Source organism: Bradyrhizobium betae, assembly GCF_004123905.1.
GTDB classification, from domain to species: Bacteria; Pseudomonadota; Alphaproteobacteria; order Rhizobiales; family Xanthobacteraceae; genus Bradyrhizobium; species Bradyrhizobium betae_A.
This window is the reverse complement of record NZ_MZXW01000011.1, coordinates 1-25,136: the sequence shown is the minus strand read 5'-3', so window position 1 is coordinate 25,136 and position 25,136 is coordinate 1. Positions and strand designations below refer to the sequence as shown.

Annotated in this window: 21 protein-coding genes; 9 read left to right on the top strand and 12 right to left on the bottom strand. The window is 63.9% G+C overall.

What is annotated here, in order from left to right; translation table 11 throughout:
• Positions 1–52: 52 nt before the first annotated feature.
• Positions 53–673, top strand: a complete 621-nt coding sequence (locus B5V03_RS05650) for a pyridoxamine 5'-phosphate oxidase family protein (RefSeq protein ID WP_129268290.1) — start codon at positions 53–55, stop codon at positions 671–673.
• 165 nt (positions 674–838) lie between these two features.
• Here the strand turns inward: B5V03_RS05650 and B5V03_RS05645 are convergent, their stop codons facing one another.
• From B5V03_RS05645 to B5V03_RS05635, 3 genes are read right to left on the bottom strand one after another with little or no spacing between them, the layout of a single operon-like run.
• A complete protein-coding gene (locus B5V03_RS05645) occupies positions 839–1,570 on the bottom strand; it encodes an ABC transporter ATP-binding protein (RefSeq protein ID WP_129268289.1) in 732 nt (243 codons plus the stop codon).
• The gene (locus B5V03_RS05640; RefSeq protein WP_129268288.1) at positions 1,567–3,336 is read right to left on the bottom strand and encodes a branched-chain amino acid ABC transporter ATP-binding protein/permease; all 1,770 of its coding nucleotides are present in this window, start codon (positions 3,334–3,336) and stop codon (positions 1,567–1,569) included. The genes B5V03_RS05645 and B5V03_RS05640 overlap by 4 nt, the downstream gene beginning before the upstream one ends.
• Before the next feature lie 7 nt (positions 3,337–3,343).
• The gene (locus B5V03_RS05635) at positions 3,344–4,384 is read right to left on the bottom strand and encodes a branched-chain amino acid ABC transporter permease (protein ID WP_164987806.1); all 1,041 of its coding nucleotides are present in this window, start codon (positions 4,382–4,384) and stop codon (positions 3,344–3,346) included.
• A gap of 176 nt (positions 4,385–4,560) precedes the next feature.
• Here B5V03_RS05635 and B5V03_RS05630 point away from each other — a divergent pair, with 176 nt between their 5' ends.
• The gene (locus B5V03_RS05630; protein ID WP_129268287.1) at positions 4,561–5,082 is read left to right on the top strand and encodes a MarR family winged helix-turn-helix transcriptional regulator; all 522 of its coding nucleotides are present in this window, start codon (positions 4,561–4,563) and stop codon (positions 5,080–5,082) included.
• A gap of 130 nt (positions 5,083–5,212) precedes the next feature.
• Here B5V03_RS05630 and B5V03_RS05625 read toward each other — a convergent pair whose 3' ends face one another.
• The 9 genes from B5V03_RS05625 to B5V03_RS05585 all read right to left on the bottom strand — a co-directional run bounded on the left by B5V03_RS05625 (position 5,213) and on the right by B5V03_RS05585 (position 15,132).
• Positions 5,213–6,496, bottom strand: coding sequence for a glycerate kinase type-2 family protein (locus tag B5V03_RS05625; RefSeq protein ID WP_129268286.1), 1,284 nt, complete (start codon positions 6,494–6,496; stop codon positions 5,213–5,215).
• 189 nt (positions 6,497–6,685) lie between these two features.
• Positions 6,686–7,915 (bottom strand): ABC transporter substrate-binding protein, encoded by a 1,230-nt coding sequence (locus tag B5V03_RS05620; RefSeq protein WP_129268285.1) that lies wholly within the window; start codon positions 7,913–7,915, stop codon positions 6,686–6,688.
• 240 nt (positions 7,916–8,155) lie between these two features.
• Complete coding sequence (locus B5V03_RS05615; protein ID WP_129268284.1) at positions 8,156–9,382, bottom strand: ABC transporter substrate-binding protein; 1,227 nt, start codon at positions 9,380–9,382, stop codon at positions 8,156–8,158.
• A 139-nt stretch (positions 9,383–9,521) separates the two neighbouring features.
• Positions 9,522–10,751, bottom strand: a complete 1,230-nt coding sequence (locus B5V03_RS05610; protein WP_129268283.1) for an ABC transporter substrate-binding protein — start codon at positions 10,749–10,751, stop codon at positions 9,522–9,524.
• A gap of 27 nt (positions 10,752–10,778) precedes the next feature.
• Positions 10,779–11,798, bottom strand: a complete 1,020-nt coding sequence (locus B5V03_RS05605; protein ID WP_129268282.1) for a branched-chain amino acid ABC transporter permease — start codon at positions 11,796–11,798, stop codon at positions 10,779–10,781.
• Between the two features lie 2 nt (positions 11,799–11,800).
• Positions 11,801–12,679, bottom strand: coding sequence for a branched-chain amino acid ABC transporter permease (locus tag B5V03_RS05600; protein ID WP_129268281.1), 879 nt, complete (start codon positions 12,677–12,679; stop codon positions 11,801–11,803).
• A gap of 12 nt (positions 12,680–12,691) precedes the next feature.
• Positions 12,692–13,405, bottom strand: a complete 714-nt coding sequence (locus B5V03_RS05595; RefSeq protein ID WP_129268280.1) for an ABC transporter ATP-binding protein — start codon at positions 13,403–13,405, stop codon at positions 12,692–12,694.
• Positions 13,402–14,199, bottom strand: a complete 798-nt coding sequence (locus tag B5V03_RS05590; RefSeq protein WP_129268279.1) for an ABC transporter ATP-binding protein — start codon at positions 14,197–14,199, stop codon at positions 13,402–13,404. The genes B5V03_RS05595 and B5V03_RS05590 overlap by 4 nt, the downstream gene beginning before the upstream one ends.
• Before the next feature lie 66 nt (positions 14,200–14,265).
• A complete protein-coding gene (locus B5V03_RS05585) occupies positions 14,266–15,132 on the bottom strand; it encodes an IclR family transcriptional regulator (RefSeq protein ID WP_164987813.1) in 867 nt (288 codons plus the stop codon).
• A gap of 130 nt (positions 15,133–15,262) precedes the next feature.
• Here B5V03_RS05585 and B5V03_RS05580 point away from each other — a divergent pair, with 130 nt between their 5' ends.
• The 7 genes from B5V03_RS05580 to B5V03_RS05550 all read left to right on the top strand — a co-directional run bounded on the left by B5V03_RS05580 (position 15,263) and on the right by B5V03_RS05550 (position 24,926).
• Positions 15,263–17,359 carry a 3-hydroxyacyl-CoA dehydrogenase NAD-binding domain-containing protein gene (locus B5V03_RS05580; protein WP_129268278.1) on the top strand — a complete coding sequence of 699 codons (2,097 nt, stop codon included), beginning with the start codon at positions 15,263–15,265 and terminating at the stop codon, positions 17,357–17,359.
• A 98-nt stretch (positions 17,360–17,457) separates the two neighbouring features.
• Complete coding sequence (gene pimA / locus B5V03_RS05575; protein ID WP_129268277.1) at positions 17,458–19,137, top strand: dicarboxylate--CoA ligase PimA; 1,680 nt, start codon at positions 17,458–17,460, stop codon at positions 19,135–19,137.
• 24 nt (positions 19,138–19,161) lie between these two features.
• The gene (pimC, locus tag B5V03_RS05570) at positions 19,162–20,352 is read left to right on the top strand and encodes a pimeloyl-CoA dehydrogenase large subunit (RefSeq protein WP_129268276.1); all 1,191 of its coding nucleotides are present in this window, start codon (positions 19,162–19,164) and stop codon (positions 20,350–20,352) included.
• A gap of 195 nt (positions 20,353–20,547) precedes the next feature.
• The gene (gene pimD / locus B5V03_RS05565) at positions 20,548–21,690 is read left to right on the top strand and encodes a pimeloyl-CoA dehydrogenase small subunit (RefSeq protein ID WP_129268275.1); all 1,143 of its coding nucleotides are present in this window, start codon (positions 20,548–20,550) and stop codon (positions 21,688–21,690) included.
• Between the two features lie 158 nt (positions 21,691–21,848).
• Entirely contained in the window at positions 21,849–22,622 is a 774-nt protein-coding gene (locus B5V03_RS05560; protein WP_129268274.1) for an SDR family NAD(P)-dependent oxidoreductase, read from the top strand.
• A 207-nt stretch (positions 22,623–22,829) separates the two neighbouring features.
• Positions 22,830–24,332: a glycerol kinase GlpK gene (gene glpK, locus B5V03_RS05555; RefSeq protein WP_129268273.1), complete on the top strand. Its 1,503-nt coding sequence runs from the start codon at positions 22,830–22,832 to the stop codon at positions 24,330–24,332.
• A complete protein-coding gene (locus B5V03_RS05550; protein WP_129268272.1) occupies positions 24,333–24,926 on the top strand; it encodes a GNAT family N-acetyltransferase in 594 nt (197 codons plus the stop codon). It abuts the gene before it with no gap.
• The last annotated feature ends 210 nt before the right edge of the window (positions 24,927–25,136 follow it).

Sequence of the window (25,136 nt, the reverse complement as noted above, 5' to 3'; positions counted from 1 at the left end):
ATATTTTGGATGAAAGATGCAGACATGCGCCGGAATTCCAGGAGATGTCCCGATGACGGAAACTCACACCTACGCCAGCGACGTGGCCTTTTCGCCGGCGGTGAAATCGATCCAGACCCGAAAGGGGTCCCGCGAAGGCTATGCTCATGCCGAGCAGCGCGGCTGGCGCACCGAGGTCGACGAGAACCTGGCGGCGTTCCTGGCTGACGCCAACAGCTTCTATTTCGCGACGGCCTCGGCCGATGGCCAGCCCTATATCCAGCACCGCGGCGGCCCGAAGGGCTTTTTGAAGGTGCTGGACAAGCAGACGCTGGCATTCACGGACTATGCCGGCAACCGGCAATACATCACGCAGGGAAACCTGTCCGAAAATCCCAAGGCCTACATCTTCGTAATGGACTACGCCCATCGCCGCCGGGTGAAGCTCTGGGGTGAGGCGCGCGTGGTCGAGGACGATGAGGCGCTGACAAACTCGCTGATGCCGAAAGGCTACCGCGCCCGGCCGGAGCAGGTGATCCTGTTCAAGATCACAGCGTGGGATACCAACTGCCCGCAGCATATCCCGCAGAAATTTGATGCGACCGATGTCGCAGCGGCGCTGGCGGCGAGGGATGCGCGGATCGCGGAGCTGGAGGCGGAAGTTGCGGCGTTGAAGGGCGAGAAGACGGCGTAATGATGAGGCCGTAGGAATGGTATCGCCGCATTCTCGGTGTCATGCCCGCGCAGGCGGGGCATCCAGTACGCCGCGGCCCATCGGTCAATCACGACTGCCTCGGAGTACTGGATCGCCCGGTCAAGGCCGGGCGATGACAGCTGAGTTCGAGGAAGCGTCCCGGAACTACAACACACTCGCACCTTCGTGCTGGAAGCCGAGATAACTTGCCGCAACGCGTTCATTCGCCGCGATGTCACTCGCCTTCCCGCTCAGCACGAACTCGCCGAGCTCCATCACATAGGCCTGGTCGGCGATCTTCAGCGCGGCCTGCGCATTCTGCTCGACCAGCAGCACCGAGACGCCGCTGGCGCGGAGCTCGGTGACGATCCGAAAGATGTCGGCGACGATGATGGGAGCGAGACCGAGGCTCGGCTCGTCCAGCATCAGCAGCTTCGGCTCGCCCATCAGCGCGCGGCCCATGGCCAGCATCTGCTGCTCACCGCCGGAGAGCGTGCCGGCGAGCTGCTTGCGGCGCTCCTTCAGCCGCGGGAACAGCGTGTAGACGCGCTCCATCGAGGCCTTGGCCTTGCTTCGCTCGATGCGGAAGGCGCCGAGCTCCAGATTGTCCTCGACATTCATGGTCACGAACAGCTCGCGATGCTCCGGCACGAGGCCGAGGCCCATCGCGACGCGGTCCTCGATATCGAGCCGGGCGAGGTCATGGCCGGCAAAGGCGACGCGGCCCTTCAGCGGCAAAATGCCCATGATGGCGGACAGCAGCGTGGTCTTGCCGGCGCCGTTGGCGCCGACGATGGTGACGATCTGGTTTTGGCCGACCTCGAGCGAGACCGAGCGCACCGCCTCGACCTTGCCATAGGCGACATGCGCGTCGGTGACGGACAACAGCGCGCTCATGCCGCCACTCCGAGATAGGCCTTGATCACTTCGGGGTTGGTCTTGATCGTGGCGGGCGTGCCTTCCGCGATCTTGGTGCCGAAATCGAGCACCACGATGCGGTCGGCGAGGTTCATCACAAAACCCATGTCGTGCTCGACCAGCAGCACGCTCATGCCGCCGTCGCGCAGTTCACGCAAGAGCGCGGCGAGCCGCTGCTTCTCCATGTGGCGCAGGCCCGCGGCCGGTTCGTCGAGCAGCAGCAGCATCGGATCGACGCACAGTGCACGCGCGATCTCGACGATGCGCTGCTGTCCTAGCGAGAGCGAGCCTGCGAGCTGGTGCATCTGCTCGGCAAGGCCAACGCGCTCGATCTGGCGTGCGGCCTCGGCGAGCAGCTTGGCTTCGTCGGCGCGGTCGAGCCGCAGCATCGAGGCGATCGGCCCGGAATGGCCGCGCAGATGCGCGCCGATCGCGACATTCTCCAGCACGGTCATGTCGGGCACCAGCTTCACATGCTGGAAGGTCCTGCTGATGCCGAGCTTGACGATCTCCTGCGGCGGCGCGTTGTCGACCTTCTTGCCGAGCACCGAGATCGAGCCTGACGTCGCCGACAGCACGCCGGTGATCAGGTTGAACGTCGTGCTCTTGCCGGCGCCGTTCGGACCGATCAATGCGACGATCTCGCGGGCCTGGACGTCGAAGGAGACGTTGTTGACCGCGATCACGCCGCCGAACTGTTTTCGCGCCTTCTCGACATGAAGCAGCACGCTGTCCTGGCTGGGCGCGCGGGTGCGCTGCTCCAGCTTCAGCGAGGTGTCCGGCTTTTTGCCATCGGTGCGCTCGGGCAGGAACGACATCAGCCACGGCCAGACGCCGCCGGGCGCGAGCTGAAGCAGCGCCACCAGCATGATGCCGAACACGATGGTCTCGACCTGGCCGGAGCCGGGCAGGATCAGCGGCAGATAGCTTTGCAGCACCTCTTTCAGGACCACGACGATCGCCGCCCCCAGCACACCGCCCCAGACATAGCCGGCGCCGCCGACCACCGCGATGAAGAGATATTCGATGCCGGCCTGCGCGCCGAACGGCGTCGGATTCACGGCGCGCTGAAGGTGGGCGTAGAGCCATCCGGAGAGGCCGGCGAGCACCGCGGCATGAATGAACACCAGCATTTTCGCGCGCGGCGTATGCACGCCGAACGCTTCGGCCGCGACATGGCCGCGGCGCAGCGCGCGAATGGCGCGGCCGGTGCGGGAGTCCAAAAGGTTCACCGTCAGCAGCGCCGAGACGATCACGGCGACCCAGATCGCGTAATAGATCGAGCCGGGCGAGAGCATCTTGAACGAACCGATCGACAGCGGCGGGATCGCCGAGATGCCGTCGTTGCGTCCCAGGAATTCCAGCTTGCTGAAGAGATAAAACAGCCCGAGCCCCCAGGCGAGCGTGCCGAGCGGCAGATAATGGCCGGAGAGGCGGACGGTGACGAGGCCGAGCAGCACGGCCAGCAATCCGCTGACCAGGAGCGACAGCGGCAAGGTCAGCCAGGGCGACAGGCCATAGGCTGTCGACAGCACAGCGGTGGTGTAGGCGCCGAAGCCGACGAAAGCTGCCTGACCGAACGAGGTCAGGCCGCCGACGCCGGTGAGCAGCACGAGGCCCATCGCGACCAGCGCGGTCAGGCCGATATTGTCGAGCAGCACGATCCAGAACGGCGGCATGCCCGGAACAAACGGGATCGCCGCCATCAGAGCTGCGAAGACGAGGATGGGAAGCCGGCTCTGCATCTTGGCCTCAGTCCTTCTCTTCTTCGACCGCGGGCGCGGCGAGCGAGCGCAGCAGCAGCACGGGGATCAGCAGCATGAAGACGATCACCTCCTTGTAGTTGGAGGCGTAGAAGGACGAGAACGCCTCGACGATGCCGACGAACAGCGCCGCGATCGCCGTGAGGGGGTAGCTGACGAGGCCGCCGATGATCGCGGCGACAAAGCCCTTCAGGCCGATCAGGAAGCCACTGTCATAGTAGAGCGTCGTGATCGGCACGATCATGATGCCGGACAGCGCGCCGATCACGGAGGCCAGCAGGAAGGCGATCTGCCCCGATAGGGTGGTGCGGATGCCGGCCAGCCGCGCGCCGAGCCGGTTCACCGCGGTCGCGCGCAGCGCCTTGCCGTAGAGTGTCAGGCCGAAGAACAGCCAGAGCCCGACGATGAAGGCGATGGTGATGCCGTAGACCGTGAGGCTTTGGCCGGTGAAGCGCAGCGCGCCGGCGGTGAAGGAGCCTGACAGCACGGCAGGTCCGCGCTGGCCTTCGGCGCCGAAGAACAGCAGGCCCAGCCCCTGCAGCGCGAGGTGGACGCCGACCGATGCGATCAGCAGCACCAGCACCGAGGTGTGCGCCAGCGGCTGGAACGCAACGCGGTAGAGATACAGGCCGATCATCGCCACGATCACCAGCGACAGCGCGATGCAGATTGCGACTGGCGGCTTCTGGGCGGCGAAGTATATGGTCAGCGCCAGCACGATGGCCGGCAGCACGACATTGGTGAGGAAGCTGCGCAGGATCAGCCGGCCATGCAGCGCCTTGCGGGCGACGAACAGGTCGAAGGCGAAGGCGCCGATGCCGAGCGCCAGCGCGAGCTTGGCCGTGCCCGGCATCTGGCCCGCGGCCAGCGAGGCATAGGTCAGCGCGCCGTAGGTGACGAATTCGCCCTGGGGGATCAGGATGACGCGGGTGACGGCGAACACCAGCACCAGCGCCAGGCCGAGCAGCGCATAGATCGCGCCATTGGTGATGCCGTCCTGCACCAGGAACAGCATGATGGTGGTATTCAAGACCGGACGCTCCCCCTCAAAGATCGGGACCGGCCTCCGCAATTGCGGTGGACGGTCCGCTCACAGCCATTGAAACGCTGACGATATTTGATATGGTCCATAACAATTATCAAATATAACTTCAAGGGTGGGCGGACGACCCGTCCCGAATTTAGCGGGATCACGAGCACGAGGCGATGACCGTTTCCAAAACCGCTGAAAAGTCTTCTGAAAAGCCCGGCGACGCGGCCAAGGGCCGCAAGGACGCGACCGAGGCGCAGCCGGAGGCCCTCCAGCTCGGCGAATTGTCCGAACAGCTCGGCTATGTGCTGAAGCGGGCGCAGCTCAAAGTGTTCGAGAACTTTCTGCGCTGCATGGCCTCGCTCCAGCTCACGCCGGCGCAGTTCTCCGTGCTGTTGCTGGTCGAGAAGAATCCGGGCCGTAACCAGACCGAGGTCGCCTCCACCCTCGGCATCCTGCGGCCGAATTTCGTGGCCCTGCTCGATAATCTCGAGAGCCGCGATCTCTGCGCCCGGATCCGCTCCACCAACGACCGCCGCTCGCACATCCTGGTCTTGACCGACAAGGGCAAGGCCGTGCTGGCGCGGGCGAAAAAGCTCGTCGCCACCAAGCACGAGGCGCGGCTGAACGAGCTTTTGGGGCAAGCCAACCGGGAAGCCTTGCTCGGGATGCTCTCGAAGATCGCGAACGAGTTTTGAGGGGCGGCTGTCATCGTCCGGCTTGACCGGACGATCCAGTACTCCGAGACCGCTGTGATTCATCGATAGGTCGCGGCGTACTGGATTCCCCGCTTTCGCGGGGAACGACACCGTCATTGGGGCAGCCGCCTCAATCCACCAAAATCACGCGAATATCGTTCACGTTCGTCAGCGTCGGTCCCGGCTGCAACAGATCCCCCATCGCCTCGAAGAACGTCGTCGCATCGTTGTTGTCCAGATAGGCCTGCGGCTGAAGCCCCTGCGCCTTCATCTTCGCGAAGGTGGCCGCATCGATCAGGGCGCCGGCGGGGTCGGTGGGGTGGCCGGCACCGCCGTCGGCGCCGTCGGTGTCGCCGGCGAGCGCCGAGATGTTTGGCGTGTCTTTCAACAGGCTCGCCAGCGCCAGCGCGTATTCCTGGTTGGGGCCGCCGCGGCCATTGCCGCGCACGGTCACCGTGAGCTCGCCGCCGGAGAGGATCGCGATGCGCTTGCCCTGCGCGCGCGCATCCAGCGCCAGCTTCGCGTGCGCGGCCGCGACCTCGCGGGCTTCGCCTTCGAGATCGGCGCCGAGATCGATGGTCTCGTAGCCGGCATCGTGAGCGAGCTTCACCGCGGCGTCGAGCGATTGCTTGGGCCGCGCGATCAGTTGGAACGAGGCGCGCGCGAAGGCGGGATCGCCGGGCTTGCAGCTTTCGTTGGCGGGATCGTCGAGCGCGCGGCGGACGGCGTCATCGATGGCGAGCTTGTATTTTGCCACGATCGCGCGCGCATCGGCGAGCGTGGTCGGGTCCGGCACCGTGGGGCCGGAGGCGATCGCGGAGGGATCATCATGCGGCACGTCGGAGATCGCGAGCGTCACGATCTCGGCGGCGTTCCTGCCGGCGCTTGCCAGACGGCCGCCCTTGATACGCGAGAGATGCTTGCGCAGGATGTTCATCTCGCCGATCGGCGCGCCCGAGCGTAAGAGCGCCTTGTTGACCGCCTGTTTCTGCGCAAAGCTGATGCCGTCGACCGGCGCGATCCAGTTCGCCGAGCCGCCGCCGGTGAGCAGCACCAGAAGCAGGTCGTCAGGGCCGGCCTCGCCCGCGAGCGCGAGCGTGTCGGCTGCGCCCTTCAAGCCAGCCTCATCCGGCACGGGGTGACCAGCCTCGACGACCCTTATGCGGCGCGTCGGCACGCCATAGCCGTGGCGGGTGGTGGCGATGCCGACGAGGCGCTCCGGCGCGAGTTTCAGCGTGTCGAGATAATGCCGCTCCGCGGCCGCGGCCATTGCGCCCGCGCCCTTGCCGGCGGCGAGGCAGATCACGCGTCCCTTCGGCGCAGGCCGCAAATGCGGCGCCAGGATCGTGCTCGGATGGGCGGCGGCAACGGCGGCGTCGTAGAGCGCGCGGAGCAGGGGACGGCGGTCGGTCATCACGATGGCTTTCGGCAGACGGAAGAGACTGGCGCTGGAAGCGCTTGTCCCATGCCTACCGCATCGGGCGCGAAAGCGTAAGCAGGCTTTACCATCATTCGATTGTGCAATCGCGTGATCATAATCGGCGCAGCAAAAACCTCCTGCGATCATCTCGCAGGAGGTTGCCGTTATTGCATGTTGGCGTGACTAGCCGCCCACGTCGGCGCTGATCACCTCTCCGAACAGCTCGAACTTCTCACCCTTGAACTTCTCCAGTTGAAGCTGGCTGATCGGCGCGAAATCGGCCGCCGAGGTGTTGATCTTCACGCCCGGCAGCAGCGCCTCGGTGCGGAAGTCCTTCAGGTTCGCCGCCTGCTTCATGACGTTCTCGCGCGTGAGATCGTCGCCGCACTGCTTCAGGACCTGAACGAGCGTCTGGGCCACGGCATAGCCGACGATGGTGCCCTTATCGAGCTTGTCGCCCTCGGGGAAGTATTTGGTCATGAACGCCAAAAACTCCTTCATGCCGGGATCGTTGGTCCACGCGGGATCCGACACGTCCTTGAGATAGTCGGCCGAGATGATGTCCTGGCCGTTCTCGAAGCCGGCGGGCTTCATCACGCTGCCGACCGAGGCCGAGACGTTGTTGAGGAAATGCAGCGGCTTCCAGCCGATCTCTGCATTCTTCTTGATCGCCTGCGCCGCGAATTTCGGCGTCGTGATGTTCATGAACACGTCGGCGCCGGTGGATTTCAGCTTGACGATGTGATTGTCGATGGTCGGCTCGGAGGTCTCGTAGCTCTCCTCCATGACGATCATCGAAGCGGCCTTGGCGCCGAGGCCGTCCTTGAGGCCCTTCAGATAATCCTTGCCGTAATCGTCGTTCTGGTAGAGCACGGCGATCTTCGCGTCAGGCTTGTTCTTCAACAACCACTTCGCATAGATCTGCGTCTCACTCTGGTAGTTGGGCTGCCAGCCCATGGTCCAGGGGAAGTTCTGCGGATCGTTCCACTTGGTGGCGCCGGTCGCGACGAACAGCTGCGGCACCTTCTTCGAGTTCATGTATTTGTGGATTGCCGAGTTCGGCGGCGTGCCGAGCGAATTGAAGATGAACAGCACCTCGTCGCTCTCGACCAGCTTGCGCGCCTGCTCCACCGTCTTCGGCGGCGAATAGGCGTCGTCATAGCTGATGAAGTTGATCTTGCGGCCGTTGATGCCGCCCTCATCGTTGATCTTCTTGAAATAGGCGGCTTCGGTCCGCCCGATGATGCCGTAGGCGGAGGCCGGTCCGCTGTAGGGCATGATGTTGCCGATCTTGATCTCGGTGTCGGTCGCGCCGGTATCGTACTTCTTCTGGGCCGATGCGATGGAGGTCGAGGCCGCAATGAGCGCGAGCGCGAGTGACGCGGCCGCAAGCTTGCCGGTGACAGCGGGCATTCCTATCTCCCTATTTTCTTGGTGTGTGTGCGTCCCTTTTCTTGTGTTGCTTGTTTTTGGCGACGCAGCCGCAATTCAATACGATTTACCCTGTGCCTTCAACAGAAAGCCCCTGCGACGACGCCGCAGGGGCTGCTTCTTTAGTAGTCAGAGGCGGGCGCGATTTCGTGTGCGAGTGCGAGAAGGCGCAGCTGTCTTGGGTTGCTAATTATTATGTAAGCGATCTTGAGTTGATCGACGTCAATGCCCGAGGTCGCTCGAGATGATATCGCCGAACAGCTCCCATTTCTTGCCCTTGAAGCGCATCATCTGGAGCTGCTCGATCGGGGCGAAATTGTCCGCTGCGGTGTTGATCTTGATGCCGGGCAGCAGCGTGTCCGGTTCGAAATCTTTCAGGCTTGCGGCCTGCTTCATGACGTTGTCGCGGGTGAGGTCGTCGCCGCACATTTGCAGCACCTTCACCATGGTCTGGGCTGCGGCATAGCCGAACACCACGCCGGCATCGAGCTTGTTGGCCTTGGGGGCGTATTGCGCGAGGAAGTTATAGAATTTCTTCATGCCGTCATCGGCATTCCATTGCGGGTCGGAGCCGTCCTTGGTGTAGCTCGCCGACAAAATGCCTTGCGAGATCTCGAGGCCCGCGGGCTCCAGCACGCCGCCGACTGAGGCCGAGACGTTGGAGATGATGTGCACCGGATGCCAGTTGATCTCGGCCGCCTTCTTGATCGCTTGTGCCGCGAATTTCGGCGTGGTGATGCTGATGAAGATGTCGGCGCCCGATGCTTTCAATTTCACGACATGCTCGTCGATCGCAGGCTCGGAGGTGTCGTAGCCGTCTTCCATGGCGATCATCGAGGCCTTGGCCCCCAGGCCGTCCTTCAGCCCCTTCAGATAGTCCTTGCCGAAATCGTCGTTCTGGTAGAGCACGCCGATCTTGCCGTCCGGCTTCTCCTTCATGAGGTATTTGGCGTAGATGCGCGCCTCGCTGGCGTAGCTCGGCTGCCAGCCCATGGTCCACGGATATTGCTTCGGGTCGTTCCATTTCGAGGCGCCGCTCGCCACGAACAATTGCGGCACCTTCTTCTCATTCATGTATTTGCGGATGGCGCCGTTGGTGGAGGTGCCGAGCGAGCCGAAGATCAGCAGCACATTGTCGCTCTCGACCAGCTTGCGCGCCTGCTCCACCGTCTTCGGCGGCGAATAGCCGTCGTCATAGGAGATGAACTTGATCTTGCGGCCGTTGACGCCGCCCTCGGCATTGACCTTGTTGAAATAGGCTTCCTCGGTCTTGCCGATCACGGCATAGGCGGAGGCCGGCCCGCTATAGGGCATGATGTTGCCGATTCTGATCTCGGTATCGGACGCGCCGCTGTCGTATTTCTTCTGCGCCAGCGCCGGGCCAACCACCGCAGTGCACAACGCGAATGCGGCCGAGAAAGCCACAGCCTGAAAACGAACAGCGATCATTGTTCTCCTACCCCGGCTGGATCGAGCGCATTGAACAAGATTGACACCGAACGTCAACAGAAAGCCCCCGCGGGCGACCACGGGGGCTTTGTCGATTTGGTCCGAGCTTGAACCGGGCCTGGACTATTGCGTCAGCGTGTCACTCGGAGGCGACGTCGCCGCTGATGATCTCGCCGAACAGTTCCCACCTCTCGCCCTTGAAACGCTGCATCTGGAGCTGCGAGATCGGAGCAAAGTCGGTGGCGCTGGTGTTGATCTTGACGCCGGGCAACAGGGTATCCGGTGCAAAATCCTTCAAGGAAGCGGCCTGCTTCATCAGGTTGGCGCGGGTGAGGTCGTCACCACACATTTCCAGAGTTTTGACCAGGGTCGACGCCGCACCGTAGCCGTAGACCATGCTGGTGTCGGACTTGTCGGCACCGGGCATGTACTTGTCGACGAACTCGTTCCACTTCTTCATACCGGGGTCGTTGTTCCACTGCGGATCGGTGGAGTCCTTGGCATAGGCCGCCGACAGCACGTCCTGCGCGGCGTCGAAACCAGCCGGCTTCATCACGCTGCCGACCGAGATCGAGACGTTGGTGAGGATCTGGAGCGGCTTCCAGCTCAGCTCGGCGGTCTTCTTGATGGTCTGGGCCGCGAATTTCGGCGTCGCGTAGATCAAGAGCACGTCGGGATTGGCGGCCTTGATCTTGACGATGTGGCCGTCGATCGACGGCTCGGAGACCTCATAGCTCTCTTCCATGATGATCATGGACGCGCCCTTGGCGCCGAGACCGTCCTTGGTGCCCTTGAGGTAGTCTTTGCCGAAATCGTCGTTCTGATAGAGGATCGCGACCTTGGCGTTCGGCTTTTCCTTCATCAGCCATTTTGCATAAATCTGCGCTTCGCTCTGGTAGGAGGGCTGCCAGCCGATGGTCCAGGGGAAGTTCTTCGGGTCGTTCCACTTGGTGGCGCCGGTGGCGACGAACAGCTGCGGGATCTTCTTGGCGTTGAGGTACTTCTGGATCGCGCTGTTGGAGGGCGTGCCCAGCGGGTTGAAGACCGCGAGCACCTCGTCGCTCTCGACCAGCTTGCGGACCTGCTCGACGGCTTTCGGCGGCGAATAGCCGTCGTCATAGGTGACAAAATTGATCTTGCGGCCGTTGATGCCGCCCTTGTCGTTGATCATCTTGAAATAGGCTTCTTCGGTCTTGCCGATGATGCCATAGGCCGACGCCGGACCGCTGTACGGCATGATGTTGCCGATCTTGATCTCGGTATCGGTCGCGCCGGTGTCGTATTTCTTCTGGGCGAGTGCTGCGCCGGAGGTGAGGGTCGCGACCGCCGTTACCAGCGCGGTGGTTCGCAGTATTCTTGCGAGAAACAATTTGGTCTCCATCTTTTACGAAGGTTTTCAGTTCTTCCTGAGCTTACCGGCGAGTTGCTGGCCCAGGATTGCGACTTGCCTTGCGCCGTGCGGCACGAGGTAGATGACGGCGAACAGGAGCACGCCGAACACCGCGCCGGAGAGGCCCTTGGAGATGCCCTCCGCGATGTTCGGCACGAAGATGATGAAGGCGGCGCCGACGATCGAGCCGGGCAGCCAGCCCACGCCGCCGACGACCATGCCGAGGAACAGCGAGATCGCGAGCGTGATGGTGTAGCTGTCGGGCGCGACGAACTGCACCGCGATGGCGCCGAGCGAGCCGGCGATGCCGGTGATGGCGGCGGAGACGCCGAAGGCCAGCGTCTTGTACAGCGCGACGTCGACACCCATCGCTGAGGCCGCGATCTCGTTGTCGCGGATCGCCATGAAGGCGCGGCCCGAACGGGACCGCAGCAGGTTCACGGCCAGGATGTAGATCCCGATCACGACCACGAGCGAGAAATAGTAGAGCCACATGTCCTGCGACATCTTCAGGCCGAACGGCGCATCCGGCTTGGTGACGACGAGGCCCTGCACGCCGCCGGTCCAGTGCTCGAGGAAGTTCAGCTTCAGAAGCTGCGGCATCGCGGTGGCGAGCGCGAAGGTCGCCAAAGCGAGGTAAACGCCGGAGAGCCGCAGCGCCGGCTGCCCGAACAGGAACCCGAAGCCGAAGCAGACGATGCCTGCGATCGGCAAGGTCAGCGCGTAATTGACGTCGAAGTGCTCCATCAGCACTGCGGTCGTATAGGCGCCGACCGCGTAGAACGCGCTCTGGCCGAGCGAGAACTGGCCTGAGCCGCCGGTCAGGATGTTCAGGGCCAGCACCGCGAGTCCGTAGATCAGGAGCATCGTCATCTGGAAGATGATGAAGTTCTTGACGAAGATTGGCATGATGATCAGTGCCGCGAGCACCACTAGCGACGTGCCGGTGCCCAGCGTCATCGCCCGCTTCGGAACGGCCTCGACCGCCTGGTGGCCCTCTGCAACGACTTCTTCTGCAGCGCTCATGATCAAACTCGCTTGACGATGTGCCGGCCGAACAGGCCAGCGGGTTTGACGACCAGGACGGAGATGATCAGCGCGAGCGCGATCGGAAGCTTCAACTCGTTGCCGACGCCGGGGATGTAGGTGCCGGCGAGGTTCTCGAAGATGCCGACCAGGAAGCCGCCGACCACCGCGCCGAACGGGCTGGTGAGACCACCGAGAACCGCCGCGGCAAAGCCGTAGATCAGCACGCCGCCCATCATGTTGGGCTCGAGGAATACGACGGGAGCGATCAGCATGCCCGCGATCGAGCCGATCGCGGTCGCCATGCCCCAGCCGAGTGCGATCATCCAGGAGGTGTTGATGCCGACGAGGCGGGCCGATTCAGGCACCGAGGCGGCCGCGCGCATCGCAAGGCCGATGCGGGTGTACTGGAAGAAGAAGTAGAGACCGAGCAGCAGCAGCACGGTGACGCCGATCATGCCGGCCTGGTGGGTCGAGATCAGCTGGCTGCCCAGGAACGGCGCGGAGCCGAACGGGGTCGGGTATTGCTTGATGGTGAAGTCCCAGATCAGGCCGGCCGAGGAGTTGATGATGGCGAACAGCGCGATGAAGCCGGCGACGTTGGTCAGCACCGGCGCCTTCGCCAGCGGCTTGAACAGGATCCGCTCGATCGCGATGCCTGCGATGAAGGACAGCGCCAGCGTGAGGATGAAGGCGGCCCAATAGGGGATGCCCCACTGCATCAACTGCCAGGAGATGAAGGTCGAGAACATCGCCATCTCGCCTTGCGCGAAGTTGAGATGGTCGATCGCCTGGTAGATCATGACCACGGCGAGCGCCATGCAGGCGTAGATCGCGCCCGTGGCGATGCCGGCCAGCACTTGGTTGGTGAAAAGCTCCATCGTGCCGGCTCCTCAGTAACCCAGATAGGATTTGCGGATTTCTTCGTTGTTCGCGATGTCCTTGGCATTGCCTGACATCACGATGCGGCCGGTCTCGATCACATAGGCCTGGTCGGCGAGCTCGAGCGCGAGCTGGGCGTTCTGCTCGACCACCAGGATCGACACCTTGTCCTCGCGGTTGATCTTGCCGAGGATGCCGAACAGGTCGCGGACCACCAGCGGCGCAAGGCCGAAGGAGGGCTCGTCGAGCAGCATCAGCCGCGGCCGCAGCATCAGCGCGCGCGCGACCGCGAGCATCTGCTGCTCGCCGCCGGAGAGCGTGCCGGCCTGCTGGGTGTGGCGCTGCTTCAGCACCGGGAAGTGTGCATACATGCGCTCGATGTCGGAGACGATGCCGGCGCTGTCCTTGCGGGTGATGGCGCCGAGCTGGAGGTTCTCTTCCACCGTCATGGTGGTGAAGGTGCCGCGGCCCTGCGGCACATGGGCGATGCCGAACCGCACGATGTTTTCGGTGGAGCGGTTGTTCAGCGGCTTGCCGTCGAACTCGATCCCGCCAGTGGAGCGCACCATGTTGCAGATCGCGCGCAAGGTGGTGGTCTTGCCGGCGCCGTTGGCGCCGAGCAGCGTCGTCAGCGATCCCTCGTTGAGCGAGAATGACAGGCCATGGAGCGCCTGGACCTGGCCGTAATAGGCGCGCAGGTCCTTGACGTTGAGCAGCGTCGTCATTGGTCCTTGCTCCCGAGATAGGCCTTGATCACGTCGGGGTCCGCCTGCACCTGGGCCGGCGTGCCTTCCGCGAGCTTCTTGCCGAAATTCAGCGCGACGACGTGGTCGGCGATCGACATGACGAGGCCCATGTGGTGCTCGACCAGCAGCACCGTCATGTGGCGCTCGTCGCGGATGCGGCGGATGAGATCGCCGAGCACGTAGACTTCCTCGTGATTGAGGCCGCCGGCGGGCTCGTCGAGCAGCAGGATCTTCGGATCCGCCGCGAGCGCGCGTGCCAGCTCGACGCGCTTCTGCGTGCCGAAGGGGAGGCCGGAGACGACGGTGTGGGCGACGTCCTCGAGCTTGAGATAAGCGAGGATCTCGTGGACCTTCTTGTTGACGCTGGTTTCGCTGCGCCGGACCCAGGCCAATCTCAGGGAGTCACTGATGATGTCGCTGGAGGTCTTCGAATGGGCGCCGACGCGGACGTTGTCCATCACCGAGAGGTTTGGAAACAGCGCCACGTTCTGGAAGGTGCGGCCGATGCCGATCTCGGCGATCCGGTGCGGCGGCCGCGACAGGATGCTCGCGCCTTCCATCAGGATGTCGCCGGACGACGGTTGATAAAGTCGTGAAAGACAGTTGAAGAGCGTGGTCTTGCCGGCGCCGTTGGGGCCGATCAATCCGAGGATCTGCCCCTTGTGCATGTCAAAGGACACACCGTTGAGCGCGACGATGCCGCCGAACACGACGCTGACGTCGCGAACCGCGAGCAGGGGCGATGTTCCCTGCGCGAGCTGTGCCTGCGTCATCTCGTCTCGCCCACGCTGTTGAGTGGACGAAGGGGCGATACGAACCGCTCCTGATGATCACATAGGCTATCTGATCCCCTCGGCCACACGCGCAACTTTTCCTCCTGATTTCAGCTTTTTGCTGACGTCTTTTTTGGAATGCGGCATCAGACCACCAAGTGCCGCTTCGATGTTCCTTACCATCGCAAGCAGACGCGGTCCAATGTCGTTGATCAATCGCTCTTCCGTGAAGCGGAATGCCGGCGCGCCGCAATTGAATGCGTAAGGCCCGGTTCCGTCGTTGAGCTTGAGTGCGACGCCGGCGGCGCCGATGTCGTCGTGCCAGTCACCGACGGAGATCGCGAAACCGTGTTTTGCGACGGTCTCGCCGGAACGCTCGAGGCCATCGCGCATCTTGGGCCAGCGGCTGCCGTAATGTTCGCGCAAGAGACGCGACAGCTCAGCGCGATCCTCGTCGCCGAGCGCCCAGAAATAGGCACGGCCCATCGCGCTGGTTGCAATCGGCACGCGGGAGCCGACGTCCAGTTGAACGCCGACCGTCTCGCTGCCGCGGCTTTGCCCGAAATAGATCATGCTGTGACGGTCGCGGCCGCCGATCGCGACGGCGCCGCCGGTCGCGCGCATCATTTCCTCGCGAAACGGTTCGGACAAATGCCGAACGCCGAGATTGGACAGCGCCGCGTAACCGAGCGCCATTGCGGCCGGCGCCAGTTGGTACTTTTCAAAGCGGGGAACCGGCGTCAGATAGCCGAGCTTGGTCAACGTGTAAGTCAGCCGGGACACGGTGGGCTTGGGCAGGTTGGTCCTGGCTGCGATTTCCTGGTTGCCGAGAAGACCGTCACTGGGCTGGAATGCGCGCAATACATCAAGTCCGCGGGAAAGCGCGACGACGAAATTCCGATCGGTCGCAGTCTTCTTTCCTGTACGCTTCATCCCTGATCTGCTTCTTGCGCGGAGTCGTTGACAATGTCCGTGCTTCAAAATAACCCTGCCGTCAAGATGCGGAATTAAATTCCGCACCGCGAAATCGAACAAAAGTAAATCCCCACCAAGGAGGGACACCGTGAGCGAAGTGGTCAAGCTTGAGCGTCATGATGAAGTCGGGATCGTCACGGTCAACAGTCCACCGGTCAATGCGCTGAGCGCCGTAGTGCGCGGCGGTATTCTGGAATGCATCAAGGCCGCCATCGCCGATCCCGCCATCAAGGGCATCGTGCTGACCTGCGCCGGCCGCACCTTCATCGCCGGCGCCGACATCACCGAGTTCGGCAAACCGCCGAAGCCGCCCGCCCTCAACGACGTGCTGTCCGAGATCGAGAACTCGCCGAAGCCGGTCGTGGCGGCGATCCACGGCACTGCACTCGGCGGCGGCCTCGAGGTCGCGCTCGCCTGTCATTTTCGCGTCGCGGTGAAGGAAGCCAAGCTCGGACTGCCCGAGGTGAAGCTCGGCCTGCTGCCGGGCGCCGGCGGCACCCAGCGCCTGCCGCGCGCGGTCGGTCCCGAGCTTGCGGTCAAGATGATCGTCGGCGGCGATCCCATCGGTGCGACTGAGGCGCTCAAGAACGGCTTGATCGAGGAGATCGTCGAGGGACCGGCCTCCGGCGGCGAGGCTTTCGTGCGCAAATTGCTCGCCGAGAAGCGCCCACTGCGCCGCCTGCGCGACGACGATTCCAAGATCGCGGCGGCCAAGGCCGATCGCTCGATCTTCACCAACGCGGTTGCCGCCATGACCAAGAAGTCGCGCGGCCTGGAAGCGCCGTTCGCGGCGGCCGACGCCGTCGGCTATGCCATCGATTTGCCGTTCGACGAGGGCCTGAAGAAGGAGCGCGAGGGCTTCCTGAAGCTCGTTGCCAGCGATCAATCCAAGGCGCAGCGTTATGCCTTCTTCGCCGAGCGCGAGGCCAGCAAGATCGCGGGCGTCCCTGAGGGCACCAAGGCGCGGCCCGTTAACCGTGTCGCCATTCTCGGCGCCGGCACCATGGGCGGCGGCATCGCGATGTCGTTTGCCAATGCCGGCGTTCCCGTCACGCTGATCGAGACCGGCGAGGAGCAGCTCAAGCGCGGCCTCGGCATCATGCAGAAGAACTGGGAAGCGACCGCGGCGCGCGGCGGCATCCCGGCTGACGCGCCCGCCAAGCGCATGGCGCTGATCAACGGCGTCGTTGGCATCGAGAATGTCGGCGATGCCGACCTCGTCATCGAAGCCGTGTTCGAGACCATGGCGGTCAAGAAGGAAGTGTTCGGCAAGCTCGACCAATACGTCAAGCCTGGCGCGGTGCTGGCCTCCAACACCTCCTACCTGAACATCGACGAGATCGCGAAGGCGACCAAGCGTCCGCAGGACGTGCTCGGCATGCACTTCTTCTCGCCGGCCAACGTCATGAAGCTGTGCGAGATCGTCCGCGCCGACAAGACCGCGCCGGACGCGCTGGTGACTGCCGTGACCATCGCGCGCAAGATTGCAAAGGTGCCGGCCGTGGTCGGCGTCTGCGACGGCTTTGTCGGCAACCGCATGCTGGCCCAGCGCGGCAAGCAGTCGGAGAAGCTGTTGTTCGAAGGCGCCTTGCCGCAGCAGGTCGACGCTGTCGTGACCAAGTTCGGCATGCCGATGGGACCGTTCGCGATGGGCGATCTCGCCGGCCTCGACATCGGCTGGCGCTCGCGCAAGGACCGCGGCATCAAGTCGGAGATTGCGGATGCGCTGTGCGAAGCCGGCCGCTTCGGCCAGAAGACCGGCAAGGGCTACTACAAGTATGAAGCAGGCAGCCGCTCGGCGCTGCCCGATCCGGAGGTCGAGAAGCTGATCGACGAGACGCTGCTGCGTCTCGGCCGCAAGAAGCGCATCGTCAGCGACGACGAGATTTTGGAGCGCATGATGTATCCGATGATCAACGAGGGCGCTAAAATCCTCGAAGAGGGCATCGCGGCGCGTCCCTCCGACATCGACGTGGTCTGGCTCTACGGCTATGGCTGGCCGATCTATCGCGGTGGCCCGATGTTCTGGGCCGACACTGTCGGCCTCAAGCACATCGCCGATCGCCTCGCCTTCTACGCCAAGGAGACCAACGATCCGAGCCTCGAACCCGCGCCCTTGCTGAAGAAGCTCGCGGCCGAAGGCAAGACGTTCGCCTCGCTGGCGGCTGAGTCGAAAGCGGCGTGATGGCCGCCTCATCTCGACCCTCGTCATTCCGGGCTCGCGACTTCGTCGCGCCCCGGAATGCCGGCCTCTGTTAGTTGCGGGCTCAATCAATTCAGAAAATGACCCATCCCGGCGAACAGTTTTATCCCGAAGGAGTGCGCTGGGACGACACCATCGCCCAGGGCTCGCTGCCTGACCTCTTGTCGAAAGCCGCGGCCGATTACGGCCCGCGCACCGCGCTGGAATTCCGGGAACGTCCGATCACCTACACCGAGCTCGCCGCGATGACCGAGCGCGCCGCCGCGGCATTCCTCCGCGCCGGCTGCGGCAAGAACAGCTCCGTCGCGCTGTTCCTCGGCAACACGCCCGATCATCCCGTCAATTTCTTCGGCGCGCTGAAGGCCGGCGCCCGCGTGGCGCATCTCTCGCCGCTCGACGGCGAGATCGCGCTGACCCACAAGGTCTCCGATTCAGGCTCGCGCCTGCTCGTCACCTCCAACCTCGCAGCACTGCTGCCGACCGCGCTGAAGTTTTTGGAGAAAGGCCTGATCGACCGCCTCATCGTCTGCGAGGACGATAATTGGGGCAAGGTCGGCACGCCGCAGGCCGCGATCCCGAATGATCCCCGCATCGTCACGTTCAAGGACTTCGTCGAAGGCGCGTCCGCGCCGACAGAATGGCCGTCGGTGACAGCCGACGACGTCGCGCTTCTGCAATACACCGGCGGCACTACGGGGCTGCCCAAGGGCGCGATGCTCACGCACGGTAATCTCACCTCTGCAGTGTCGATCTACGACATCTGGGGCAAGCCGGCGCGCGCCACGCGCGGCGATGTCATCGAGCGCGTCATCTGCGTGCTCCCGCTGTTCCACATCTACGCGCTCACCGTGGTGCTCTTGTCCACGCTCAGCCGCGGCCATCTGATCTCGCTGCATCAGCGTTTCGACGTCGAAGCCGTGATGCGCGACATTGAAGTCAAGCGCGCCACTTATTTCCCGGGCGTGCCGACGATGTGGATCGCGATCGCCGCACTCCCCGATCTCGACAAGCGCGACTTCTCCTCGCTCAACGTCATCGGCTCCGGCGGTGCGCCGCTGCCGGTGGAGATCGCAAATTTCTTCGAGCGCAAGATCGGCAAGAAGCTGAAGAGCGGATGGGGCATGACCGAGACCTGCTCGCCCGGCACCGGCCATCCGCCGACAGGACCGGACAAGCCGGGCTCGATCGGCTTGATGCTTCCAGGCATCGAGCTCGACGTGGTCTCTTTGGAAAACCCGACAAAAGTGCTGCTGCCGAACGAAGTCGGCGAGATCCGCATCAAGGGCCCGAACGTCACCAAAGGATACTGGAACAAGCCGGAGGGATCCGCGGAGGCCTTCGTCGACGGCCGCTTCCTCACCGGCGACATCGGCTATGTCGACACTGACGGCTATTTCTTCCTGGTCGACCGCAAGAAGGACATGATCATCTCCGGCGGCTTCAACGTCTATCCGCAGATGATCGAGCAGGCGATCTACACCGTTCCTGGCGTGCACGAGGTGATCGTGCTCGGCATTCCCGACCAGTATCGCGGCGAGGCCGCAAAAGCCTTCATCAAGCTGAGGCCCGACGCAAAGCCGTTCTCGCTCGACGAGCTGCGCGCGCAGCTCGCCGGCAAGCTCGGCAAGCACGAATTGCCTGCAGAGGTCGCGTTCGTCGACGATCTGCCGCGCACGCCGGTCGGAAAGCTGTCCCGCCACGAATTGCGCCAGCAGCAAAAACCGTCACAATCGACGAAACTCGTATCGACGATAAGATAAGAATAGGCTCACAAGGAGGATCCGATGGATCTCGCATTCACGAAAGAAGAGCAGGCGTTTCGCGAGGAAGTGCGGTCATTCTTCCGCGACAACGTACCGCCGGATACGCGGCGCAAGCTGGTCGAGGGCCGTCACCTCTCGAAGGACGAGATGGTGACGTGGTGGCGCATCCTCAACAAGAAGGGCTGGGGCGTCAGCCACTGGCCGACGCAATATGGCGGCACCGGCTGGACCAGCGTGCAGCACTACATCTTCAACGAAGAGCTCCAGTCCTATCCGGCGCCGCAGCCGCTCGCCTTCGGCGTCAGCATGGTCGGCCCCGTCATCTACACCTTCGGCAACGAGGAGCAGAAGAAGAAGTACCTGCCGCGCATTGCCAACGTTGACGACTGGTGGTGCCAGGGTTTTTCGGAGCCCGGCTCCGGCTCCGACCTCGCCTCGCTGAAAACAAAAGCCGAGCGCAAGGGCGACAAGTGGATCATCAACGGCCAGAAGACCTGGACCACGCTGGCCCAGCACGCCGACATGATCTTCTGCCTCTGCCGCACCGACGCCAGCGCCAAGAAGCAGATGGGTATCTCCTTCATCGTGTTCTCGATGAAGTCGAAGGGCGTCACCGTGCGCCCGATCCAGACCATCGACGGCGGCGTCGAGGTCAATGAAGTCTTCTTCGACGACGTCGAGGTGCCCTACGAGAACCTGATTGGCGAGGAGAACAAGGGCTGGGATTACGCCAAATTCCTGCTCGGCAACGAGCGCACCGGCATTGCGCGGGTCGGCGTCTCCAAGGAGCGGCTGCGCCGCATCCGCGATCTCGCTGGCAAGGTCGAATCCGGCGGCAAGCCGATCATCCAGGACGCCGCCTTCCGCGAGAAGCTTGCGGCCTGCGAGATCGAGCTGAAGGCGCTCGAGCTGACGCAGCTGCGCGTCGTCGCCGATGAAGGCAAGCACGGCAAGGGCAAGCCCAATCCGGCGTCCTCGGTGCTGAAGATCAAGGGCTCCGAGATCCAGCAGACCACCACCGAGCTGCTCATGGAAGTGATCGGCCCGTTCGCCGCGCCTTATGATGTGCACGGCGACGACGGCTCCAACGAAGCCATGGACTGGACCGCCCAGATCGCGCCGAGCTATTTCAACAACCGCAAGGTCTCGATCTACGGCGGCTCCAACGAGATCCAGCGCAACATCATCGCCAAGGCGGTGCTGGGGCTGTGAATGCTCTCTCCTCTCCCTCTCCCCGCTCTTCGCGGGGAGAGGGTTGGGGTGAGGGGCCTCTCTCCGCGCAATGACTGTCGCGAGAGCGGTACCCCCTCACCCGACGCGTTTCACGCGTCGACCTCTCCCCGCAAGCGGGGCGAGGTGAAGAGGGACCCCGCGCAACGCACACACTGACGACTTGAGGAAACAGAAATGGATTTTGATCTGAACGAGGAGCAGCGGCTTCTCAAGGACAGCATCGACGGCCTGCTGACCGATTCCTACGATTTCGAGAGCCGCAAGAAGTACATGAAGGAGAAGGGCGGCTGGAGCAAAGCCGTCTGGGGCAAGCTCGCCGAGCAGGGCCTGCTTGGCCTGCCCTTCGCGGAAGCCGATGGCGGCTTCGGCGGTGGCGGTGTCGAGACCATGATCGTGATGGAAGCGCTTGGCAAGGCGCTGGTGCTCGAGCCTTATCTCGCGACGGTCGTGATCGGCGGCGGTTTCCTGCGCCACGCCGGCTCCGATGCGCAGAAGGCCGCGCACGTGCCCGGGATCATCGACGGCAGCAAGACGCTGGCGTTTGCTCAGCTCGAAAAGAACTCGCGTTACGATCTCTTCGACGTCGCGACAACCGCGAAGAAGAAGGGCGACGGCTGGATCATCGACGGCGAAAAATTCGTCGTGCTCAACGGCGAGAATGCCGACACGCTTGTCGTCACCGCGCGCACCAAGGGTGATCGCCGCGACAAGACCGGCATCGGCGTGTTCCTGGTGCCCGCGAGCGCCAAGGGCGTGACCAAGAAGTCCTACCCGACCCAGGACGGCCTGCACGCCGCCGACATCACTTTTACCGGTGTCGAAGTCGGTAGCGATGCGGCGATCGGCAATCCCGACGACTCCCTCGCTCTGATCGAGCGCGTGGTGGACGAAGCCCGCGTCGCGCTCTGCGCCGAGGCGGTCGGGCTGATGGACGAGTCGCTCAAGACCACCGTCGAGTACATCAAGACGCGCAAGCAATTTGGCGTTGCGATCGGCTCGTTCCAGTCGCTGCAACATCGCGCCTCCGACATGTTCGTCGCCGCCGAGCAGGCCCGCTCGATGTCGATGTTCGCGACCATGGCGGGTGATTTCGAGGACGCCAGGGAGCGCTCCAACGCGATCGCCGCGGCCAAGGCGCAGATCGGCAAATCGCTGAAATTCGTGGGACAGCAGGCGATCCAGCTCCACGGCGGCATCGGCATGACCATGGAGGCGAAGATCGGCCATTACTTCAAGCGCCTCACCATGATCGAGAACTCGTTCGGCGACACCGACTATCACCAGCGCCGCGTCGCGGATGGTGGCGGGTTGATCTAGTCGAACTAGACCCCACGAAGACTGTCATGCCCCGGCTTGACCGGGGCATCCAGTACGCCGCGGCAGTAGTTTGTTCACACAACTCTAGCCGCGGGTACTGGATCGCCCGATCAAGTCGGGCGATGACATCGAATTTGCGGACGCAGGAGCAAACAACAATGAAAAACACCCCGTTCGATCTCACCGGCAAGGTCGCCATCGTCACCGGCTCCAGCCGCGGCATCGGCCGCTCCTCGGCCGAGCTGCTGGCCAAGCTCGGCGCAAAAGTCGTGGTCTCCTCGCGGAAAGCGGAAGCCTGCAAGGAGGTCGCCGACGGCATCGTTGCGGCCGGTGGCGATGCCACCGTCATCCCCTGCAACATCGCCCGCAAGGCCGAGGTCGAGGCGCTGATCTCGGGCACGATCAAGCATTACGGCAAGATCGACATCCTCGTCTGCAACGCCGCGGTGAACCCTTATTACGGCCCGCTGCTCGACATCACCGACGAGGCCTTCGACAAGATCATGGGAAGCAACGTCAAGAGCAACATCTGGCTCTCCGCGCTCGCGATCCCGCAGATGGCGGAGCGAGGCAATGGCTCCGTCGTCATCATCTCCTCGATCGGGGGCTTGCGCGGCTCCACCGTGATCGGCGCCTACGGCATCTCGAAGGCCGCCGACTTCGCGCTGTGTCGTTCTCTCGCCGGCGAATGGGGCCCGAAAGGCGTCCGCGTCAACTGCATCGCGCCCGGCCTGGTCAAAACCGATTTCGCCCGCGCGCTGTGGGAGGACGAAGCCATGCTGAAGCGCCGCACCGCCACCACGCCGCTCCGCCGCATCGGCGAACCGGATGAGATCGCCGGCGCGGTGGCGTACCTTGCGTCCGATGCATCGAGCTTCATGACCGGCCAGACCATCGTCATCGACGGCGGCGTGACCACGGCGGCGACGTAAGCGGATCGTGTCCCGGACGCATTGCAGCGCGGAGCGCTGCGATGCTGAGCCGGGACCCAGTATGGCCCCGGCTCAGCAGCGCACCGCCAAGGTGCTGCGCTGCGTCCGGGGCACGAGACCGAGACCAACCTTGACCTTCGGCCTCCAATCCGCTCCCTTTGGCGCGACACAATGATCCCATCAGGGATAACGCCAGGGTAAGCTTCCATGTCTTTCGTCCTCGCCATCGACCAGGGCACCACCTCTTCGCGCGCGATCGTCTTCCGTAGCGACATCTCGATTGCGGCCCGCGCGCAGCAGGAGTTTCCGCAGCATTTCCCGGCCTCGGGCTGGGTCGAGCACGAGCCGGAGGACATCTGGACCTCCACCGTGATGGTGTGCCGCGACGCGATCGAGCAGGCCGGCATCTCCGCGAAGGACATCGCGGCGATCGGCATCACCAACCAGCGCGAGACCACCGTGGTATGGGACCGCGCCACGGGGCAGGCCGTGCACCGCGCCATCGTCTGGCAGGATCGCCGCACCGCCGACATCTGCGCAAAACTGAAAGCCGACGGCCGCGAGCCGGTGATCTCGCAGAAGACCGGCCTGATCATCGATCCCTATTTCTCGGGAACCAAAGTCGCCTGGATCCTCGACCACGTCCCCGGCGCGCGCGGCCGCGCCGCGCGTGGCGAACTGATGTTCGGCACCATCGATTGCTATCTGCTCTGGCGCCTCACCGGAGGCAAGGTGCACGCCACCGACGCCACCAACGCTTCGCGCACGCTGCTGTTCAACATCCACACCGGGCAGTGGGACGACGAGTTGCTGGAGATCATCGGCGTGCCGCGCTCGATGCTGCCCGAGGTGAAGGATTCTTCCGCCCGCTTCGGCGAGAGCACGCCGGACCTGTTCGGTGGCGCCATTGCGATCTCAGGCATCGCCGGCGACCAGCAGGCCGCGACCATTGGGCAAGCCTGCTTCCGCCCGGGCATGATGAAATCCACTTATGGCACCGGCTGTTTTGCCCTGCTCAACACCGGCACCACGCCCGTCGTGTCGAAGAACAAGCTGCTTACCACCGTCGCCTATCAGCTCGACGGCAAACGCACCTACGCGTTCGAAGGCTCGATCTTCGTCGCAGGCTCGGCCGTGCAGTGGCTGCGCGACGGCCTCGGCATCATCAAGCACGCCGCCGAGACCGGACCTCTTGCCGATCAATCCGACTCCATGCAGAGCGTCTATCTCGTCCCCGCCTTCGTCGGCATGGGCGCGCCCTACTGGAATCCACGCGTTCGTGGCGCGCTGTTCGGCCTCACCCGCAACACCGGCCCCGCCGAGCTGGCCCACGCCGCGCTGGAGAGCGTCTGCTACCAGACGTTCGACCTCTGGGCCGCGATGCGCGCGGACTGGCCGAGCTCGGAAACGGCCAGCGTCGTGCTCCGCGTCGACGGCGGCATGACCGCGTCGGACTGGACCATGCAACGCCTCGCCGATTTGCTCGACGCGCCGGTCGACCGCCCCGTGATCCAGGAGACCACGGCACTCGGCGCCGCCTACCTCGCCGGCCTCCAGGCCGGCGTGTATCCCGAGCCGACAAAATTTGCCGACAATTGGCGCCTCGAGCACCGCTTCAAGCCGAACATGAGCCAGGCGACGCGAGAGCGGAAGCTCGCGGGCTGGGCAAGGGCGGTGAAGGGCGTGCTGGCGAGCGACGAGGGGGAGTGAGTGATCCTTCCCGACGGCTATTCCGATGTGCCCGCCGGCAAGATCGCTGCGGTCGTCACCCATCTCGAGATGACTGCGCCTCCCGCGCGCCGCGACGATCCGCCCGGCAGTTGGACCCTCCGAAAGGTCGATATGCCTGCGCTCCCCTGGTACCGCGACCTCTATCGCCGCGTCGGCGAGGAGTGGCTGTGGTTCTCGCGGCCGCGTATGGACGACGCGCCGCTCGCCGCGGTCATTCACGCGCCTGGTATCGAGGTCTACGCCCTGGCCGTCGACGGCCGCGATGAAGGCCTGCTGGAGCTGGATTTTCGCGAGGCTAGCCAATGCGAGCTGGTCTATTTCGGTGTCACCGCAGGCTTGATCGGCACGGGCGCCGCGCGTTTCCTGATGAACCGCGCCCTGGAGCGCGCGTGGTCTGGCGATGTGCGTCGCGTCTGGGTGCACACCTGCACCTTCGATCATCCGTCAGCCGTCGCGTTCTATCAGCGCTCCGGCTTCCGCCCGTTCCGACGCCAGATCGAGATCGCCGACGATCCGCGCCTCGACGGCACGGCGCCGCGCGATGCGGCACGGCATGTGCCGATCATCGAATAGCGCGCAGCCGCCTCCCCACCGTCATTGCGAGCGCAGCGAAGCAATCCAGACTGTCTCCGCGGAGGGATTCTGGATTGCTTCGCTGCGCTCGCAATGACGGAGCGTGGCAGCTGCCCCACCCCTTCACATCGGCCCCCCCACAGCCGGCAGCACCGTCGCGGAGTGCGCCCGGGCGCCCACACTGCCCCAACCCACCCACACCCCCCAGCC

What these genes read in the sequence shown, in the direction of transcription:
- B5V03_RS05650 (WP_129268290.1), top strand. Translation starts at nt 53, where the DNA reads ATGACGGAAACTCACACCTACGCCAGCGACGTGGCCTTTTCGCCGGCG.
- B5V03_RS05645 (WP_129268289.1), bottom strand. Translation starts at nt 1,570, where the DNA reads ATGAGCGCGCTGTTGTCCGTCACCGACGCGCATGTCGCCTATGGCAAG.
- B5V03_RS05640 (WP_129268288.1), bottom strand. Translation starts at nt 3,336, where the DNA reads ATGCAGAGCCGGCTTCCCATCCTCGTCTTCGCAGCTCTGATGGCGGCG.
- B5V03_RS05630 (WP_129268287.1), top strand. Translation starts at nt 4,561, where the DNA reads ATGACCGTTTCCAAAACCGCTGAAAAGTCTTCTGAAAAGCCCGGCGAC.
- B5V03_RS05625 (WP_129268286.1), bottom strand. Translation starts at nt 6,496, where the DNA reads ATGACCGACCGCCGTCCCCTGCTCCGCGCGCTCTACGACGCCGCCGTT.
- B5V03_RS05620 (WP_129268285.1), bottom strand. Translation starts at nt 7,915, where the DNA reads ATGCCCGCTGTCACCGGCAAGCTTGCGGCCGCGTCACTCGCGCTCGCG.
- B5V03_RS05615 (WP_129268284.1), bottom strand. Translation starts at nt 9,382, where the DNA reads ATGATCGCTGTTCGTTTTCAGGCTGTGGCTTTCTCGGCCGCATTCGCG.
- B5V03_RS05605 (WP_129268282.1), bottom strand. Translation starts at nt 11,798, where the DNA reads ATGAGCGCTGCAGAAGAAGTCGTTGCAGAGGGCCACCAGGCGGTCGAG.
- B5V03_RS05600 (WP_129268281.1), bottom strand. Translation starts at nt 12,679, where the DNA reads ATGGAGCTTTTCACCAACCAAGTGCTGGCCGGCATCGCCACGGGCGCG.
- B5V03_RS05595 (WP_129268280.1), bottom strand. Translation starts at nt 13,405, where the DNA reads ATGACGACGCTGCTCAACGTCAAGGACCTGCGCGCCTATTACGGCCAG.
- B5V03_RS05590 (WP_129268279.1), bottom strand. Translation starts at nt 14,199, where the DNA reads ATGACGCAGGCACAGCTCGCGCAGGGAACATCGCCCCTGCTCGCGGTT.
- B5V03_RS05585 (WP_164987813.1), bottom strand. Translation starts at nt 15,132, where the DNA reads ATGAAGCGTACAGGAAAGAAGACTGCGACCGATCGGAATTTCGTCGTC.
- pimA (WP_129268277.1), top strand. Translation starts at nt 17,458, where the DNA reads ATGACCCATCCCGGCGAACAGTTTTATCCCGAAGGAGTGCGCTGGGAC.
- pimC (WP_129268276.1), top strand. Translation starts at nt 19,162, where the DNA reads ATGGATCTCGCATTCACGAAAGAAGAGCAGGCGTTTCGCGAGGAAGTG.
- pimD (WP_129268275.1), top strand. Translation starts at nt 20,548, where the DNA reads ATGGATTTTGATCTGAACGAGGAGCAGCGGCTTCTCAAGGACAGCATC.
- B5V03_RS05560 (WP_129268274.1), top strand. Translation starts at nt 21,849, where the DNA reads ATGAAAAACACCCCGTTCGATCTCACCGGCAAGGTCGCCATCGTCACC.
- glpK (WP_129268273.1), top strand. Translation starts at nt 22,830, where the DNA reads ATGTCTTTCGTCCTCGCCATCGACCAGGGCACCACCTCTTCGCGCGCG.